This is a genomic window from Mesorhizobium sp. M0074, from assembly GCF_040322975.1.
In the GTDB taxonomy this organism is placed as follows: domain Bacteria; phylum Pseudomonadota; class Alphaproteobacteria; order Rhizobiales; family Rhizobiaceae; genus Mesorhizobium.
Window position 1 is genome coordinate 34,044 of sequence record NZ_JAMYUM010000011.1, and the last position, 15,889, is coordinate 49,932.

Genomic DNA, 15,889 nt, shown 5'->3' on the forward strand with positions numbered 1-15,889 from the left:
CCCACCAAGACAGTTAAGCGCCCCAATCCGGGAGAACGCGAGTCGTTTCCGAGGCGTAGTACCGCTGGCTTAGTTGCGGGGCCGCTAATAGACCTGTTTCAATGTTTTTTTCAGGGAGTAAGGTCAATGGCCGCATATCTCATTGCTGATGTAGACATAACCGACGCCGCCGTTTTCGAGGAATACCGCCGGGATGTGCCGGCAACCGAAGCCCGCTATGGGGGGAGGTACATCGCTCGCGGCGGAGCCACCAAAGTTCTGGAGGGCGATTGGGAACCTCATCGCCTCGTCATTGTCGAATTCCCGGACATGGCGTCCCTCCTGGCATGGTACGACTCTCCAGAATACAGCCGCCTCAAAGCCATCCGCGAACGCTGCGCAAAGACGAGAATTATTGCCCTGGAAGGGATGATGCCGATTAGCTGAGGGCCGGGTCGATGACAATGGCAAATCTGAGTTGCCATATCTGGTGCGGCCCGGCGACGGGACAGGAGCATTCTGATATGAATCAGCAAGCTTTAAACTTGCGGGCGGGAAATGACGGCCAATGATGGGAGGATGACGCCGGAAGCACTCATTGACGGGACCTACAAATCAATATGACCCAACACCAGATCGGCAGGCGGTGTTGCAGCGTGACCTAGGGTTGTGTCATGGCATTGAAAATGCCGGCGCCAACTATCGCACATAAGGCTGCGGCCCCAAGCCCTCCCACAATGATGCACCACCAGGCGCGGCCATTTCCCCGAAGCACGGGATTCATTTTTATCATCCGTCGCGCCAGAAGCCCCTGGTAGAGTGCATAAGAAGACCCGAAACCGGCGAGCCAAATGACGGAAAATACGACGCCCCGCGTGAGCATCCTATTGAGCCTAGTCTGCTCGACCGTCAAACTTGCATTCTCAGTAACCATGCTTCGCCACCTTTTTGATTATGCTGCGACCACTATCGGGCCTGCAGCGGTGAATATTAGATCAACCGCGACGCCTCGCGAAAACATAGCTCCCCTCACCAGTAGGAAACGCATTCATAACGCGAGCGGCCCGCCTTGTGGAAGGGCGGGCCTTGTAGCGCCCGCTCCACAGTATTTTGCAGATTAGGTTTGTCAGCCAGATAATCGCCGCGACCGGGTTCAAACCGTGAACAAAATCTGGCATGGTGCGGTAATGCCGATCATCTCACCTCTACCCCTCAATCCGCTCATCGACGGCCGCCAGTCGGAGCGCGCCATGCTGGTCAGGCGCGGCGTGCAGCGGCTGCTCAGGCAGATGGGCGCGCATGTCTTGCCCGAACTGTCGCTGGCCACCGGCCGGCGGGCCGACCTGGTTGCGCTGACCCGCCAGGGCGACATCTGGATCATCGAGATCAAATCCTCGATCGAGGATTTCAGGGTCGACCGCAAATGGCCGGACTACCGGCTGCATTCCGACCGGTTCTTCTTCGCCACCCATCCCGGCGTACCCCAGGAAATTTTTCCGCAGGAGTGCGGCTTCATTCTCTCCGACGGTTACGGCGCCGAGATTTTGCGCGATGCGCCCGAGCACCGCATGGCGGCGGCAACGCGCAAGGCGCTGATGCTGAGGATCGCACGCGCCGGTGCGTCGCGGCTGCTGGCGGCGGAGCTTGCCGGCGTGTCGGTGCCCGCGCTGGACGGCGAGAGCGAATAGAGGTTTGCGCTCTCCGTAATTATAGACGTCGCGCTGCCCCTCATCCGGCTGCCGCCACCTTCTCCCCGTAAGTGACGGGGAGAAGGGAGTAAGCCGGACTGCTATTCCACGATGCGGTAGATGTTCCACAGGCTGGTGCCCGACACGACATAGGGCTCCATCTCCTTGCCCCATTTGGCGTGCGCGTCGATCTTGGCGATCCTGGCGAAGAACGCCTCCAATTGGGCGAGGCTTTCGACCTGGTGATGTGACCCGACCGTCGCTTCCCGCGCGCCGTTCGATTCGGTCATGATCTGGAACTTGAGGTCGTCGAGGCCGACCTGCGAGCCGATCTCGCGTTCTCATTCTTTAATAGTTCGAGCACGGTCTGCTTGTGGCCGAACTTGGCGTCGATCTGCCACCTGGCACTGAACATCGCCGCCGCCTCACTCGTCCCATGCCTGCACGACGGTCTGCCGCACGATCAGGCCGTTCTTCAGCTCCAGCATCGCCGCGCAGAACACCTTGGTCCCGTCCGGATAGGCGCAGGCCTGGGTGAAGGCGAGATTGTTGCCGTCGGCGATGGTGGTGTCGACCTTGTGGGTCATCGCCCGGCTGCAGATGTCGTCCCAGAACGTGGTGATCGCAGCGCGCCCGCGGATTTCGCGCGGCTTGCTCGGCGGGTTGTTGCGGTCGATCACCCGCACCAATGCGTCGTCGGCATAGAAGCTCGCCAGCAATTTTCCATCACGGCCCTCAATCGCCTTCTTGATCGCAGCGCCGTCTATCGTCTGTGTCTTGGTCGGCAATTTTTCCTCCATAGGCCCGTCTTCTCGGATCGGGTGGTTGCTTGATCAGGCACTGCCCGGCGCTCGCCGCCGGGCAGTGGCTTCTTCACTGCGACTTCGCCTTGACGGCCGCGAACACCTCGTCGGACTGCTTCTTGAAAGTGGCGAGATCGACCTGGCTGCCGTTGAGCATCGTCGACCAGTGGCGCACGATCGCCGCCATCGCCACCGCCTCCTTGATCTCCTCGTCGCTGGCGCCATTGAGCTTGGCCGCCTGCGTGTGGAAATAGATGCAGTACTGGCAGGGGATCTGCGAGGCGACGGCGAGGCCCATCAATTCCTTGGTCTTGCCGTCGAGCGCGGTGTTTGGGTTGAGCTGCACGCCCTTGATCTCGGCCCAGGCGCCGGCAACGGCGACGTCCGGCAGCGTCTTGAACATGTCCGGTACCGAGCCGAGCGTTGCCTGGATGTCCTTGTAGGCAGCCGTCGCCGAGGCGTCTTCGGCCTTGGCAGGAACGATCGCCAACAGCGCGCCAACGCCTGCCGCCAGCACCAGTGATTTGAGTGTCGACTTCAGCATTTTATTCCTCCCTTCGCAGCGCCTTTCCCGGCGACATCCGCCTGGCCTGCATGGGACGAAGTGATAGCGCTTACGCATGCCCGGCCGCTTCGCCCGAAAGCGCCATGGCTCCTATGGCCCGTGCGGGCCAGCGTGCCGGGCCGAGAACGCCGCCGCCGCCGCCCGCGACGGCAGGTCCAGCTTGAGCAGAATATTGGCTACGTGGCGCTTGACGGTGTGTTCGCTCAGCCCGAGTTCGGCGGCGATCGCGGCATTGCTCTTGCCATCGGCGATGAGGTTCACCACCTCGCTTTCGCGTGCCGTCAGTGCGGCCGGCTCGGTAGCCTTGGCCTTCGGCCGGCAGGCCGGCTCCAGATGCTGTTCCGAGGTCGCCTGCACCAGCGCCAGCGGCTCATCCAGCTCGTCAAGCGCGATGCGCCCGGCGTCATTGAAATGAAGGCCTGAACCGGCGGCGAGGTCGGCGACCAGCCGCGAAGCGAGGATGTCGCCGCGCCCGGCATGCGCGGCAAGCTGCATCGTCACGCGCGCCGTCAACCCCGTCGGCGGCCCACGCAACTCGACCTCGCCGACATGCACGCCCTGCGCGCTGGCGACGCCGATCTCCTGCGCCGCATCGCGCAGCGCCGCCGCACAGCGTACGGCCCGCGCCGGGCCGTCGAAGCGCGCCATCATCAGCTCGCCATTCGTGCCGGCCGGGCGGCCGCCATGGCGCCCGACCAGCAGCCGCCATGTTTCCTGAAAACGCTGGCTGCGCTCGCTCCACATGCGGTCGCCAAGCCGCGCCGTGTCGTAGATCCGGGTGACCAGCAGTGCAGCCAGCACGCGCTCGGCCTCGGCAACGGCGCGCGCTCCGGTCAGGAACTCCTCGATCAGATCGGCCACCCGGTCGACATCGCCGGTCCAGATCGGGTGATCGCGCCCGGGCACCTCGACCAGCCGCGAATTCGGGATCTTCCTTGCCAGGAAGCGGCTGGCCTCCGGGTCGACGCGCGCATCGTTGCGGCGATGGACCAGCAGCGTCGGTGCGCTGATCGCCGCCAGCACGCCGCGCACGTCGATAGCTGCATTCATGCGGGCCAGGGCGATTGCCGCGGTCGGGCTCGCCGACAGCCGCTCGAAGCGCGCCCACCATGTGGCGAAACGCGGATCGTCGACGCGGCCGGGTGCGAAATGCGGCAGGGTGGCGCCGGTGCCCCATGCGGTCTCCGCCGTCGCGATGAACGCCTCCAGGCGTTCCGGCGGCATCACCCATTTGTGGAAATGCGAATAGCCGCCATAAAGCGCCAGCGCCCGCGTCCGCTCCGGGTAGGTGGCGGCGAACAGCATTGCCATCGGCGCGCCTTCCGAAGCGCCGAGCAAGGCGGCGCGGCCGCTGCCGGTCGCATCCATCACCGCGCGCACATCGTCCATGCGGGTTTCGAGGCTGGGCAGATGGTGGGCATCGACGCGATCGGACAGACCGGTGCCGCGCTTGTCGAACAGGATCAGCCGTGAGAACGCGGAAAGCCGCTTCAACAGCCGGGTGTAGCCCTCGTCTCCCCAGTGCAGGTCGAGATTGGAAATGAAACCCGGCACGAAGACGAGATCGAGCGATCCCTGGCCGACCACCTGATAGGCGATCCGCACGTCGCCACTGAGCGCGTATCGAGTTTCGATCGGCCTCACGAGGTTTGTCCGCCCGACCCGACGAATTCTTGTCGCCGATCATAGCAGAGGCGCGCAGCTTGCGGCAGATGAAACTTTAGAGAGCGTGAATGTGGGCCCGCGGCGCCTACTTCTGTGACGCGGCGGTCGTCTCGGTGTTCGCTCCGCCAGCGCTGAAACCTGCGCCCTCCGGCGCGCCAGGCCGCTTGATGTGTGGCGCGGCCGCGACGACAAGCTCGTTGAACCCTTCGCCGCCGCTGTCCAGCATCTCGAACAATTGCCGGCGCATCCTCGGCTCCCAGAACTTGTTGATATGCTCGGCGACGCCGGCAATGCCTTGCTCGCGCGGCTTTGAGTGGAAAAAGGCGGCGATCTGGTTGGCCATGCGAACCAGCTTTTCGCTGGTGCTCATGAGGTGGCCCTCGTCATGCGACATGCTTGGCAACTCCGGAAACCACTCGGTCAGGATGGGTAAAAATATCGAAATCGTCGCCGCGCACCAGCGCCACCAGCGTCATGCCGGCATCGTCCGCGGTGCGGATGGCAAGTGCGGTCGGCGCCGAGACGGCAATGATGACGGCCGAGCCGATCGCCGCGGTCTTCTGCACCATCTCGACCGAAACGCGCGACGTGACGACGACGGCCCCCGACCTGCCGTCGATACCGGCTTTGGCCAGCGCGCCAGCCAGCTTGTCCAGCGCGTTGTGGCGGCCGACATCCTCACGCGCCATGACGATGCCCTTGCCGGGGAGGTAAAAACCGGCGGCGTGGACGGCACCGGTCTCGGCGTGCAGCGGCTGCAGCTTCGACAAAAGCTTGACCGAGCGGACGATGTCATTGGCCTGAAGTGTAAGTTGCGACGCACCGACCGGGTTTACCGAGCGCATCGCCTCCTCGATCGATTCGATGCCGCACAGCCCGCAGCCGACCGGCCCAGCCAGCCTGCGCCGCCGCGCTTCGAAGCGGGTGTTGGCCTGGTCCTTCAGCCGGATCTGGATATCGATGCCGGCGCCGTGATCCTCGACCTCGATCGCTTCGATTTCGTCCGGCGAGGCAATGATGCCTTCGGTCAGCGAGAAGCCGAGCGCGAAATCCTCGAAATCAGCCGGGCTTGCCATCATCACCGCATGCGTGGTGCCGGCAAAGGAGAACGCCACCGGCGTCTCTTCCGGCACCATGCGGTTGGCGGCCGCAGTGCCGCCGGCGCGGCGCGCGAGGCGGCTGATCTGTGTGACAGCACGACGTTTGGGCATCACGCGGCACCCCCCTCTGGCCTGCCCTCTTTGTCATCATTTGGCATCTCCCCCTCAAGGGGGGAGATCGGCAGTTCAGGCGTCGCGGCGCACCTTTCGACTTTGGTGATTGGCGAAAGTCGAGATGACATCCAATCTCCCCCCCTGAGGGGGAGATGGCCGGCAGGCCAGAGGGGGGTACTCCGGCACGAAACCAAAACCGCTACTCCGCTGCTTGCAGCGGGGCGATGCGGCGGCTTTGCTTTGCCTGCTCGTCATAGTCGCGCTGCCATTCCGACGGGCCGTTGGATGCACCCACCTGCACCGCGGTCACCTTGTATTCCGGGCAGTTGGTCGCCCAGTCGGAGAAGTCGGTGGTGATGACGTTAGCCTGGGTGTCGGGATGGTGGAAGGTCGTATAGACGACGCCCGGCGACACCCGCTCGGTGATCAGCGCGCGCAGCGTCGTCTCGCCGGAGCGGCTGGTCAGCCGCACCCAGTCGCCGTCGCGCAGGCCGCGATTTTCGGCATCGTGCGGATGGATCTCCAGCCGGTCCTCGCTATGCCAGACCACATTGTCGGTGCGCCGGGTCTGCGCGCCGACATTGTATTGCGACAGGATGCGGCCGGTGGTCAGCAGCAGCGGGAAGCGCGGTCCGGTCCTTTCGTCGGTCGCGACGTATTCGGTGCGGATGAACTTGCCCTTGCCGCGCACGAAGCCGCCGATATGCATGATCGGCGTGCCTTCCGGCGACTTCTCGTTGCAGGGCCACTGCACCGAGCCCACCCGGTCGAGAAGGTCGAAGGAAACGCCGGCGAAACTTGGTGTTGTCTTGGCGATCTCGTCCATGATCTGGGACGGATGCATGTAGTTCCAGCCGAGGCCGAGCGCCTTGGCGAGCTCCTGCGTCGTTTCCCAGTCGGCATAGCCGCATTTCGGCTCCATCACCTTGCGCACCATGTTGATGCGGCGCTCGGCATTGGTGAAGGTGCCGTCCTTCTCGAGGAACGTCGAGCCGGGCAGGAACACATGCGCGTAGTTGGCCGTCTCGTTGAGGAAGAGGTCGTGCACGACGACGCATTCCATCGCGGCGAGACCGGCGGCGACATGCTTGGTGTCGGGGTCCGACTGCAGGATGTCCTCGCCCTGCACATAGAGCCCCTTGAACGAGCCGTCGACGGCCGCATCCAGCATATTGGGGATGCGCAGGCCGGGCTCGTCGTCGAGCTTGACGCCCCACAGGCTCTCATAGATGGCGCGCACCGCGTCGCCTGAAATGTGGCGATAGCCGGGAAGCTCGTGCGGGAACGAGCCCATGTCGCAGGAGCCCTGCACATTGTTCTGGCCGCGCAGCGGGTTCACGCCGACGCCCGGCCGGCCGATATTGCCGGTCGCCATGGCGAGGTTGGCAATGGCGATGACGGTGGTCGAGCCCTGGCTGTGCTCGGTCACGCCGAGGCCGTAATAGATCGCGCCGTTACCGCCGCGGGCGTAGAGCCGCGCCGCGCCGCGTATGTCGTCGGGATCGACATTTGCAAGCTGGCCGACCACTTCCGGGCTATTTTCCGGCAGCGCCACGAACGATGCCCAGTCCTGGAACTCGTCCCAGTCGCAGCGCTCGCGGATGAAGGCCTCGTCGAACAGGCCCTCGGTGACGATGACATGGGCAAGTGCGGTCAGCATGGCGACGTTGGTGCCCGGCTTCAGCGGCAGATGGAACTGCGCCTCGACGTGGGCCGAGCGCACGATGTCGGTGCGGCGCGGATCGAGCACGATCAGCTTGGCGCCCTCGCGCATGCGCTTCTTCATGCGCGAGGCGAACACCGGATGCGCATCGGTCGGATTGGCGCCGATCAGCAGGATCACGTCCGTCTGCTCGATCGAATCGAAGTCCTGCGTGCCGGCGGAGGTGCCGAAGGTCTGGCCGAGACCATAGCCGGTCGGCGAATGGCAGACACGGGCGCAGGTATCGACATTGTTGTTGCGGAAGCCCTGCCGGACAAGCTTCTGGACGAGGTAGGTCTCCTCGTTGGTGCAGCGCGAGGAGGTGATGCCGCCGATCGAGGTGCGGCCGTACTGGTACTGGATGCGGCGGAATTCATTCGCCGTATGGGTGAGCGCCTCTTCCCACGACACTTCGCGCCACGGATCGCTGACCTTCTCGCGGATCATTGGTTTCAGGATACGGTCCTTGTGCGTCGCGTAGCCATAGGCGAAGCGGCCCTTGACGCAGGAGTGGCCGTGGTTGGCCTTGCCTGCCTTGTAGGGCATCATGCGGATGACCTCGTCGCCCTTGACCTCGGCCTTGAACGAACAGCCGACGCCGCAATAGGCGCAGGTGGTGACGGTCGAGCGCTCGGGCAGGCCCTTCGCCAGCACGGTCTTTTCCCTCAGCGCATCGGTCGGGCAGGCCTGCACGCAGGCCCCGCACGACACGCATTCGGAATCGACGAACGCCTCGTGCATGCCGGCCGAGACCCTGGATTCGAAGCCGCGGCCCTCGATGGTCAGCGCGAACGTGCCCTGCACCTCCTCACAGGCGCGCACGCAGCGCGAGCAGACGATGCACTGCGTCGGATCGTAGGTGAAATACGGGTTCGATTCATCGCGGGCGATGTAATCGATGGTCAGCGAGCCATGGCCGGGCGCCACGCCGTTTTCCTGCTTGACGTGGTTGCGGCCGTCCACGCCATAGCGGTTCTCGGTCAGGCCGACCGTCCTGACGACCTTGTCGAACTCGCTGGCGCCAGTGCCGGCCTTCTCGCCCCACGCCGCAGGATGGTCGGAGACGTAGAGTTCCATCACGCCGCGGCGAATGGCGTCTAGCCGGTCGCTCTGCGTATGCACGACCATGCCTTCGCCGACCGGCGTCGTACACGAGGCCGGCGTGCCGCCGCGCCCGTCGATCTCGACGAGGCAGACCCGGCAGGAGCCGAACGAGTCCAGCATGTCGGTGGCGCAGAGTTTCGGGATTTCGACGCCCGCTTCCATCGAAGCGCGCATGATCGAGGTCCCCGCCGGCACCGTCACCGACTTGCCGTCGACCGTCAGCGTTACCTTTTGTTCCGCTTCAGAGGCGGGTGTGCCGTAGTCGATTTCCTGGACCAGCGATTTGATGTCGAATGCCGCGTTCATACCTGTCCGCTCCTATTCCGCTGCTTCGGCGACCGGCGTCGGCCGAAAGTCGTCCGGGAAATGGTTGAGTGCACTCATCACTGGATATGGGGTGAAGCCGCCGAGAGCGCAAAGCGAGCCGAACTTCATCGTGTTGCAAAGGTCGGTGACCAGCGCGATCTGCTTTTCCGGTTCGACGTTCTGGGAGAGCCGGTCCAGCACCTCGACACCGCGCGTCGAGCCGATGCGGCACGGCGTGCACTTGCCGCAGCTCTCGATGGCGCAGAATTCCATGGCGAAGCGTGCCTGCTTCAGCATGTCGGCGCTGTCGTCGAAAACGACGATGCCGGCATGGCCGATCAGCCCGTCCTTGGCCGCAAACGCTTCGTAGTCGAACGGCGTGTCGAACAGGGCGCGCGGGAAATAGGCGCCGAGCGGACCGCCGACCTGTACCGCCTTGACCGGACGCCCGGTCGCCGTGCCGCCGCCGATATCGTCGACGATCTCACCCAGCGTCATGCCGAACGCGGCCTCGTAGAGACCGGGATACTTGACGTTGCCGGCAATCTGGATCGGGATGGTGCCGCGCGAACGGCCCATGCCGAAATCCTTGTAGAAGGCAGCGCCCTTGTCCATGATCACCGGCACCGAGGCCAGCGAGATGACGTTGTTGATCACTGTCGGCTTGCCGAACAGGCCCTTGTGCGCCGGCAGCGGCGGCTTGGCCCGCACCTGTCCGCGCTTGCCTTCGAGGCTGTCGAGCAGGGCGGTTTCCTCGCCGCAAACATAGGCGCCGGCGCCGACGCGCACTTCCATGTCGAATGAATTGGCCGAGCCGAGCACATTGACGCCGAGCACGCCGGCCTTGCGGGCGATCTCGACGGCCTTCTGCATCACCGCCACCGCGTGCGGATATTCGGAGCGGATATAGATAAAGCCCTTGGTCGCGCCGGTGGCGATGCCGGCGATCGCCATGCCTTCGATCAGCACGAAGGGGTCGCCTTCCATGATCATGCGGTCGGCGAACGTGCCGGAATCGCCTTCATCGGCATTGCAGACGATGTATTTGCGGTCGGCCGACGTATCGAGCACAGTTTTCCATTTGATGCCGGTCGGGAAGCCGGCGCCGCCGCGACCGCGCAGCCCGGACTCGGTCACCTGCTTGACGACCTCGGCCGGCGTCATCGCCACTGCATTCTGCAGGCCCTTCAGCCCGCCATGCGCCTTGTAGTGATCGAGCGACAGCGGATCGGTGACGCCGCAGCGCGCAAAGGTCAGCCGCGTCTGCCTGGCAAGGAACGGGATCTTGTCCGGTGCGCCCAGCCAGCGCTTGTGGTGGCCGCCGGTGAGGAAGCCGCAGTCGAACAGGCTTTTGACGTCGGAGGGCTTCACCGGCCCATAGGCGACGCGGCCATTAGCTGTTGCCACTTCGACCATCGGCTCGAGGAAATAGGCGCCGCGCGAGCCGTTGCGCACGATCTTGGCCTCGATGCCGCGCTCGGCCAATTCCGCACGAACCGCCTTGGCGACCTTTTCCGCACCGAGCGCCAGCGCGCCGGAATCGCCGGGAATATAGATACGCGGGATCATGAGCGCACCTCGGCAACGATCTCGTTGAGCTTTTCGTCGTCGAGCCGCCCGATCACCTCGTCATCCAGCATTGCCGACGGCGAGCAGGCGCAAAGGCCGAGGCAATAGACCGGCTCCAGTGTCACCGAACCGTCGCGGGTTGTCTCGTGGAAACCGATGCCCAGCAATGATTTGAGCTTGGCGGCAATCGCATCCGAGCCCATCGACTGGCAGGCTTCCGCCTGGCAGAGCTTCAGCACATGGCGGCCAGCCGGCTGGCTGCGATAATCGTGATAGAAGGTCACGACGCCGTGCACCTCGGCCCTGGAAATGTTCAGCGCCTCGGCGATGACCGGCAGCGCGTCCTGCGGCACATAACCGAACTCTTCCTGGATGCCGTGCAGGATCGGCAGCAGCGGGCCTTCGAGGCCTTTCAGCTCGTGGATGATCGCCGCGGTGCGCGATGCGATCTCGGTACTTGCAGGCTGCATCGTCATGCAGCGCCCTCCCTGGTCGTGGCGGTCTTCCGCTAAGTGCTTAGGAAATCAGAGGAAACCCGCTAAATCAATAAAGCCGATCCGTTGCTCGATAGAAATTTTCTATCGTTCGCGGTCACCAGCCTTGTCTAGCCTAGCGGCGGGCGCGGAAATCGTCCGCCAGCGCCATTGCCTCGTCCAACAGCGCCGAGACCAGTGGCGTGTGCGGTTCGCGCCGTGCCGCCACCAGCCCGACGGTGTGGCTGGCATCCGGCTCGACGATCGGGATAGCCCGGATCGGCTCGGAAAAGCCGAACGTTTCCGCAAGGTTAAGCGGCATGATGGACGACCATTTGCCGGTGCGGATATGCGAAAACAGCACGATCATCGAGTTGGATTCCAATGTCGGCCGCACCTGCACGCCGGCTTCGGCCAGATGCTGGTCGATGATGCGGCGGTTCTGCATGTCGGGCGTCAGCAGGCAGAGCGGCAGCTGACTGAGTTCCGCCCATGTCACTTTGTCGCGGTCGAAATAGGGGTTCCCGACGGCGGTGATCAGCTGGTAGCGCTCGTCGTAGAGCGGCACGCTGGTGACGCGTCCGAGCGGCTCGTTGTCGAGATAGGTGATACCGGCGTCGATGTCGAAATTGCCGAGCAGCGACAGCACCTCGATCGAGGTCCGCGACAGCACCGAGAAGGTGACGCCGGGGTGCTTTGCCCGAAACGGCGTCGTCAGTCGCGCCACCATGGCCAGCGCCGTCGGGATCGCGGCGATGCGGATGCGCCCTGACAGGCCGTGGCGTGCCGCCCGCATCTCCTCGCGCATGGTCCTGCTGTCGCCGACGATGCGGCGCGCCCACACCAACACCTGCTTGCCTTCCGGCGTCAATCCCTGGAAGCGCGAGCCGCGCAGCACCAGCATCACGCCGAGCTGGCCTTCCAGCTGCTTGATGCCGGCCGAAAGCGTCGGTTGGGTGACGCCGCACACCTCCGCCGCCCGGCCGAAATGTTCTTCCCTGGCAAGTGCTATGAAGAATTCCAGCTTATCGATCATGCCGTCGGGAGCCTGTCACGGACGCTGTGTCCGATTGTAGCGCGCAACGTCGTGGAAATCGCCTTCGGCCGCAAGCCGCCTGTCTAAATCGTCCGCATCCACATCTTTCAGCCGGCTTACTGTTTCCCGCGATGGAATGCGGCGCTATGTGAATGAGACGGGGTCGTGGACTGGACACGACGGGAGACCGAACATGCTGGGCTGGTTCCGCAAGCTTTTGCCGCGCGAAGATCGCTTCTTCGACCTGTTCGAGCGGCATTCCCGCACCGTGGTCGGTGGCGCCGAGGCACTGCAGCAGCTTTTGCAGGGCAACGACATCGACCGCTGGTGTCAGACGATCATCGATCTCGAGGACGAAGCCGATCAGATCACCGCGGAAGTGCTGCTGGCCGTGCGCCGCTCCTTCATCACGCCCTTCGACCGCGGCGACATCAAGGACCTGATCCAGTCGATGGATGATGCCATCGACATGATGCACAAGACCGTCAAGACGGTAAAGCTGTTCGAAAAGAAGGAATTCGACCCGCTGATGCAGGAAATGGGGGGCGTCATCGTCGAGGCCGCCAAGTTGGTGGCCGAGGCGATCCCGCTTCTCGGCAAGGTCGGGGCGCACACGGTGCGCCTCAACGCCATCGCCGAGGAAGTCATGCGCGCCGAAGGCCGGGCCGACGACCTGCACGAACAGGGCCTGAAGGACCTGTTCAAGCGGCACGGCCGCAGCGATCCTATGGCCTATCTGATCGGCAGCGAGATCTACGGCCAGCTGGAAAAGGTGGTCGACCGCTTCGAGGACGTCGCCAACGAAATCAGCGGCATCGTCATCGAGAACGTATAGTGGAAGCCGCGATAGCCTTTCCGGTGCTGGTCGGCCTTGTCGTCGTCGCGCTGTTCTTCGATTTCCTCAACGGCCTGCACGATGCCGCCAACTCTATCGCCACCATCGTCTCCACCCGGGTGCTGCGGCCGCATTATGCGGTGTTCTGGGCGGCCTTCTTCAATTTCATCGCCTTCATGTTCTTCGGTCTCCACGTGGCGGAGACGCTGGGAACCGGCATCATCGACGCCAGCATCGTCACGCCGGCAGTGATCTTTGCAGCACTTGTCGGCGCCATCGTCTGGAATATCGTCACCTGGCTCGTCGGCATCCCGTCCAGCAGCTCGCACGCTCTGATCGGCGGTTTGGTTGGCGCCGGCGTTGCCAAGGCAGGCACCGGCGCCATCGTCTGGACCGGGTTGGGCAAAACGACGGCGGCCATCGTGCTATCGCCGGCGGCAGGTTTTCTGCTGGCGCTCGTCCTGATCCTCGCGGTCTCCTGGCTGTTCGTGCGGCGGACGCCGTTCGCCGTCGACAGCACCTTCCGCGTCATGCAGTTCTTTTCCGCCTCGCTCTATTCGCTCGGCCATGGCGGCAACGACGCGCAGAAGACTATGGGCATCATCGCCGTGCTGCTCTATTCGCAAGGCATGCTCGGCGCGAATTTTTACGTGCCGCTGTGGGTCGTCATCACCTGTCAGTCGGCGCTGGCGCTGGGCACGTTGCTCGGCGGCTGGCGCATCGTCCACACGATGGGCTCGAAGATCACCCGGCTGAACCCGATGCAGGGTTTCTGCGCCGAGACCGGCGGAGCGATCACCCTGTTCGCCGCCACCTGGCTCGGTATTCCTGTATCGACCACGCACACGATCACCGGCGCCATCATCGGCGTCGGCGCCGCCCGCCGCGTCTCCGCCGTTCGCTGGGGCATTGCCGGTAACATCGTGGTGGCATGGATCGTCACCCTGCCGGCAACCGCGGCGATCGCGGCTCTCACCTACCTCGCGGTCGGCCTGGCATGGTGACAGCACCGTAGCACTGCGCGGCAGGCGATGCGCCGTATCTACCTATCCACAAGGTTCAGGATGTTGCCGTCCGGATCCTTGAACCATGCGACCTTCATGCCCTGACCGACATGAACATCGCCCTCCAGCGTCAGGCCTGGCATGTCGTAATGCTCGAAGGTCACGCCCTTCGATTTCAATGCCTCAACGATCTTGCCGAGTTCGTCGCCGACCGTCCATGTCACAGCCGTCGCCTTGTTGGTCCCAGCGAAGTTCGAACGGTAGACGTTGATGCTGGTGTCGCCGCTTTTATAGACGATCAGTTCGCCACCTTCATTGTGCACCTCTTTCAGGCCAAGGACCCCTTCGTAGAATGCCTTGGCCTTGGCCAGGTCCTTCACGGCGAGATTGGCCGTCGCGTTGCTGTTTGCGAGCATGATTCGTCTCCTTCCCTGGCTGTCATTCCATGCTCATGAAATAGGCTGCGTTGACGATTTGGCGACGGCTGCTCCCACTGGAAATGCCGTCATATGCTCGCTGCCTCCCCGATACGCCGCTGCAATTGGTGGTCCATCGCTTGGTTCTGTTCCGGAACTGCATTATCTGGAGCGGAAAAGTAGAGGAAAAACTCATGCCCGCCGCCAATGAAAACGTGACCAAGGAAATCGTTATCGAGCGCCTGAAGACGGTCAATGGGCCGGATTTCACCGGCAATATCGTCGACCTCGGCCTGGTTTCCGAGATTTTCATTGCCGATGCCAAGGTGTTCTTTTCGATCACCGTTCCCGCTGCCCGTGCCCAGGAGATGGAACCGCTGCGTGCGGCGGCCGAACGTGTCGTCAAGGCGATCCCCGGTGTTGCCGGCGCCGTGGTCGCGTTGACGGCGGAAAAGAAGGGCGGCGGCATGGAGGCGCCGGTTCCGCAAAGACCGGCTCAGAGGCCCGCTCCGCCGACCGCACCTGCGCGTCCCGCGCCGCAGGCGCCCGCCTCGCACAGCCAGGGCAAGCGCGGCGTACCCGGCATCGAAGCGATCATCGCCGTCGCTTCCGGCAAGGGCGGCGTCGGCAAGTCGACCACCGCCGTCAATATCGCCCTTGGGCTTGCCGCCAACGGGCTGCGGGTCGGGGTGCTCGATGCCGACATTTATGGCCCTTCCATGCCGCGTCTGCTCAACATTCGTGGCAGGCCGCAGACCGTCGACGGCAAGATCCTGAAGCCGATGCAGAATTATGGCCTCAAGGTCATGTCGATGGGCTTCCTCGTCGATGAGGAGACGCCGATGATCTGGCGCGGGCCGATGGTGATGTCGGCATTGACGCAGATGCTGCGCGAGGTCGAATGGGGACCGCTTGATGTGCTCGTCGTCGACATGCCGCCCGGCACCGGCGACGCCCAGCTGACCATGGCCCAACAGGTGCCGCTGGCCGGCGCCGTCATCGTCTCGACGCCACAGGACCTGGCCCTGATCGATGCGCGCAAAGGCCTAAACATGTTCAGGAAGGTCGACGTGCCGCTATTGGGTATCGTCGAAAACATGAGCTATTTTCTCGCCCCCGATACGGGAAAACGCTACGACATCTTCGGCCATGGCGGCGCCCGCCGCGAGGCCGAGCGTCTCGGCGTCACCTTCCTTGGCGAAGTGCCGCTCGAGATGGGCATCCGCGAAAGCTCCGATGCCGGCACGCCGGTGGTGGTCTCCAAGCCGGATGGCGCTGAGGCGAAAATCTATCGCGACATCGCCGCCAAGGTCTGGGACCGCGTCAATGAAGAGCGCGGCGCGGCCGAGGCTGCAGTGCCGAGCATCGTATTCGAGTGATACGGATGTCCCTCCCCCAAGTGGTACCCTTGAGGGGAGGGTGGCCGGAAGGGCCGGGTGGGTTCGCGGCGACGCGCTCCAACTCTCCGGGATAGCGGGCTGACAAACCACGATCCCGTCTAGCGCGGAGGCAGATGTATGTCTTTCGTAC

The 15,889-nt window shown here is 63.9% G+C and carries 16 protein-coding genes; 5 read left to right on the forward strand and 11 right to left on the reverse strand.

Annotation, left to right across the window (positions count from 1 at the left end):
• Positions 1-126: 126 nt before the first annotated feature.
• Together NKJ73_RS16475 and NKJ73_RS16480 are read left to right on the forward strand one after the other, a co-directional pair.
• On the forward strand, positions 127-426 hold the full coding sequence (locus tag NKJ73_RS16475; protein ID WP_352570234.1) for a DUF1330 domain-containing protein: 300 nt from the start codon (positions 127-129) through the stop codon (positions 424-426).
• Between the two features lie 740 nt (positions 427-1,166).
• Positions 1,167-1,667: an MmcB family DNA repair protein gene (locus NKJ73_RS16480; RefSeq protein WP_023676393.1), complete on the forward strand. Its 501-nt coding sequence runs from the start codon at positions 1,167-1,169 to the stop codon at positions 1,665-1,667.
• Positions 1,668-1,768: 101 nt separating this feature from the next.
• On the opposite strand, the gene NKJ73_RS16485 is transcribed toward NKJ73_RS16480, so the two are convergent.
• The 10 genes from NKJ73_RS16485 to NKJ73_RS16530 all read right to left on the reverse strand — a co-directional run bounded on the left by NKJ73_RS16485 (position 1,769) and on the right by NKJ73_RS16530 (position 12,104).
• Positions 1,769-1,957: a hypothetical protein gene (locus NKJ73_RS16485; RefSeq protein WP_352570235.1), complete on the reverse strand. Its 189-nt coding sequence runs from the start codon at positions 1,955-1,957 to the stop codon at positions 1,769-1,771.
• Between the two features lie 135 nt (positions 1,958-2,092).
• On the reverse strand, positions 2,093-2,455 hold the full coding sequence (locus NKJ73_RS16490; protein WP_023676394.1) for a nuclear transport factor 2 family protein: 363 nt from the start codon (positions 2,453-2,455) through the stop codon (positions 2,093-2,095).
• 85 nt (positions 2,456-2,540) lie between these two features.
• Complete coding sequence (locus NKJ73_RS16495) at positions 2,541-3,014, reverse strand: carboxymuconolactone decarboxylase family protein (RefSeq protein WP_352448517.1); 474 nt, start codon at positions 3,012-3,014, stop codon at positions 2,541-2,543.
• A 111-nt stretch (positions 3,015-3,125) separates the two neighbouring features.
• Complete coding sequence (locus NKJ73_RS16500; protein WP_352570236.1) at positions 3,126-4,679, reverse strand: alpha/beta fold hydrolase; 1,554 nt, start codon at positions 4,677-4,679, stop codon at positions 3,126-3,128.
• A gap of 106 nt (positions 4,680-4,785) precedes the next feature.
• Positions 4,786-5,094: a formate dehydrogenase subunit delta gene (locus NKJ73_RS16505; protein WP_352570237.1), complete on the reverse strand. Its 309-nt coding sequence runs from the start codon at positions 5,092-5,094 to the stop codon at positions 4,786-4,788.
• Positions 5,084-5,911: a formate dehydrogenase accessory sulfurtransferase FdhD gene (gene fdhD / locus NKJ73_RS16510; RefSeq protein WP_502897325.1), complete on the reverse strand. Its 828-nt coding sequence runs from the start codon at positions 5,909-5,911 to the stop codon at positions 5,084-5,086. Before fdhD ends, NKJ73_RS16505 begins: the two co-directional genes overlap by 11 nt.
• Positions 5,912-6,113: 202 nt before the next feature.
• Positions 6,114-9,026: a formate dehydrogenase subunit alpha gene (fdhF, locus tag NKJ73_RS16515; RefSeq protein WP_352570240.1), complete on the reverse strand. Its 2,913-nt coding sequence runs from the start codon at positions 9,024-9,026 to the stop codon at positions 6,114-6,116.
• Between the two features lie 12 nt (positions 9,027-9,038).
• A complete protein-coding gene (locus NKJ73_RS16520; RefSeq protein ID WP_023676804.1) occupies positions 9,039-10,595 on the reverse strand; it encodes a formate dehydrogenase beta subunit in 1,557 nt (518 codons plus the stop codon).
• Entirely contained in the window at positions 10,592-11,071 is a 480-nt protein-coding gene (locus NKJ73_RS16525; protein ID WP_023676805.1) for a formate dehydrogenase subunit gamma, read from the reverse strand. The genes NKJ73_RS16520 and NKJ73_RS16525 overlap by 4 nt, the downstream gene beginning before the upstream one ends.
• Before the next feature lie 133 nt (positions 11,072-11,204).
• Complete coding sequence (locus NKJ73_RS16530; protein WP_023676806.1) at positions 11,205-12,104, reverse strand: LysR family transcriptional regulator; 900 nt, start codon at positions 12,102-12,104, stop codon at positions 11,205-11,207.
• Between the two features lie 193 nt (positions 12,105-12,297).
• Between NKJ73_RS16530 and NKJ73_RS16535 the strand changes: the two genes are divergently transcribed.
• Both NKJ73_RS16535 and NKJ73_RS16540 read left to right on the forward strand, forming a co-directional pair.
• Positions 12,298-12,939, forward strand: a complete 642-nt coding sequence (locus NKJ73_RS16535) for a DUF47 domain-containing protein (RefSeq protein ID WP_023676807.1) — start codon at positions 12,298-12,300, stop codon at positions 12,937-12,939.
• Positions 12,939-13,943, forward strand: coding sequence for an inorganic phosphate transporter (locus NKJ73_RS16540; RefSeq protein WP_023676808.1), 1,005 nt, complete (start codon positions 12,939-12,941; stop codon positions 13,941-13,943). The genes NKJ73_RS16535 and NKJ73_RS16540 overlap by 1 nt, the downstream gene beginning before the upstream one ends.
• A 38-nt stretch (positions 13,944-13,981) precedes the next feature.
• Here the strand turns inward: NKJ73_RS16540 and NKJ73_RS16545 are convergent, their stop codons facing one another.
• A complete protein-coding gene (locus tag NKJ73_RS16545) occupies positions 13,982-14,359 on the reverse strand; it encodes a VOC family protein (protein WP_023676809.1) in 378 nt (125 codons plus the stop codon).
• Positions 14,360-14,553: 194 nt separating this feature from the next.
• Here NKJ73_RS16545 and NKJ73_RS16550 point away from each other — a divergent pair, with 194 nt between their 5' ends.
• The gene (locus tag NKJ73_RS16550; protein ID WP_023676810.1) at positions 14,554-15,738 is read left to right on the forward strand and encodes an Mrp/NBP35 family ATP-binding protein; all 1,185 of its coding nucleotides are present in this window, start codon (positions 14,554-14,556) and stop codon (positions 15,736-15,738) included.
• Positions 15,739-15,889: the final 151 nt, after the last annotated feature.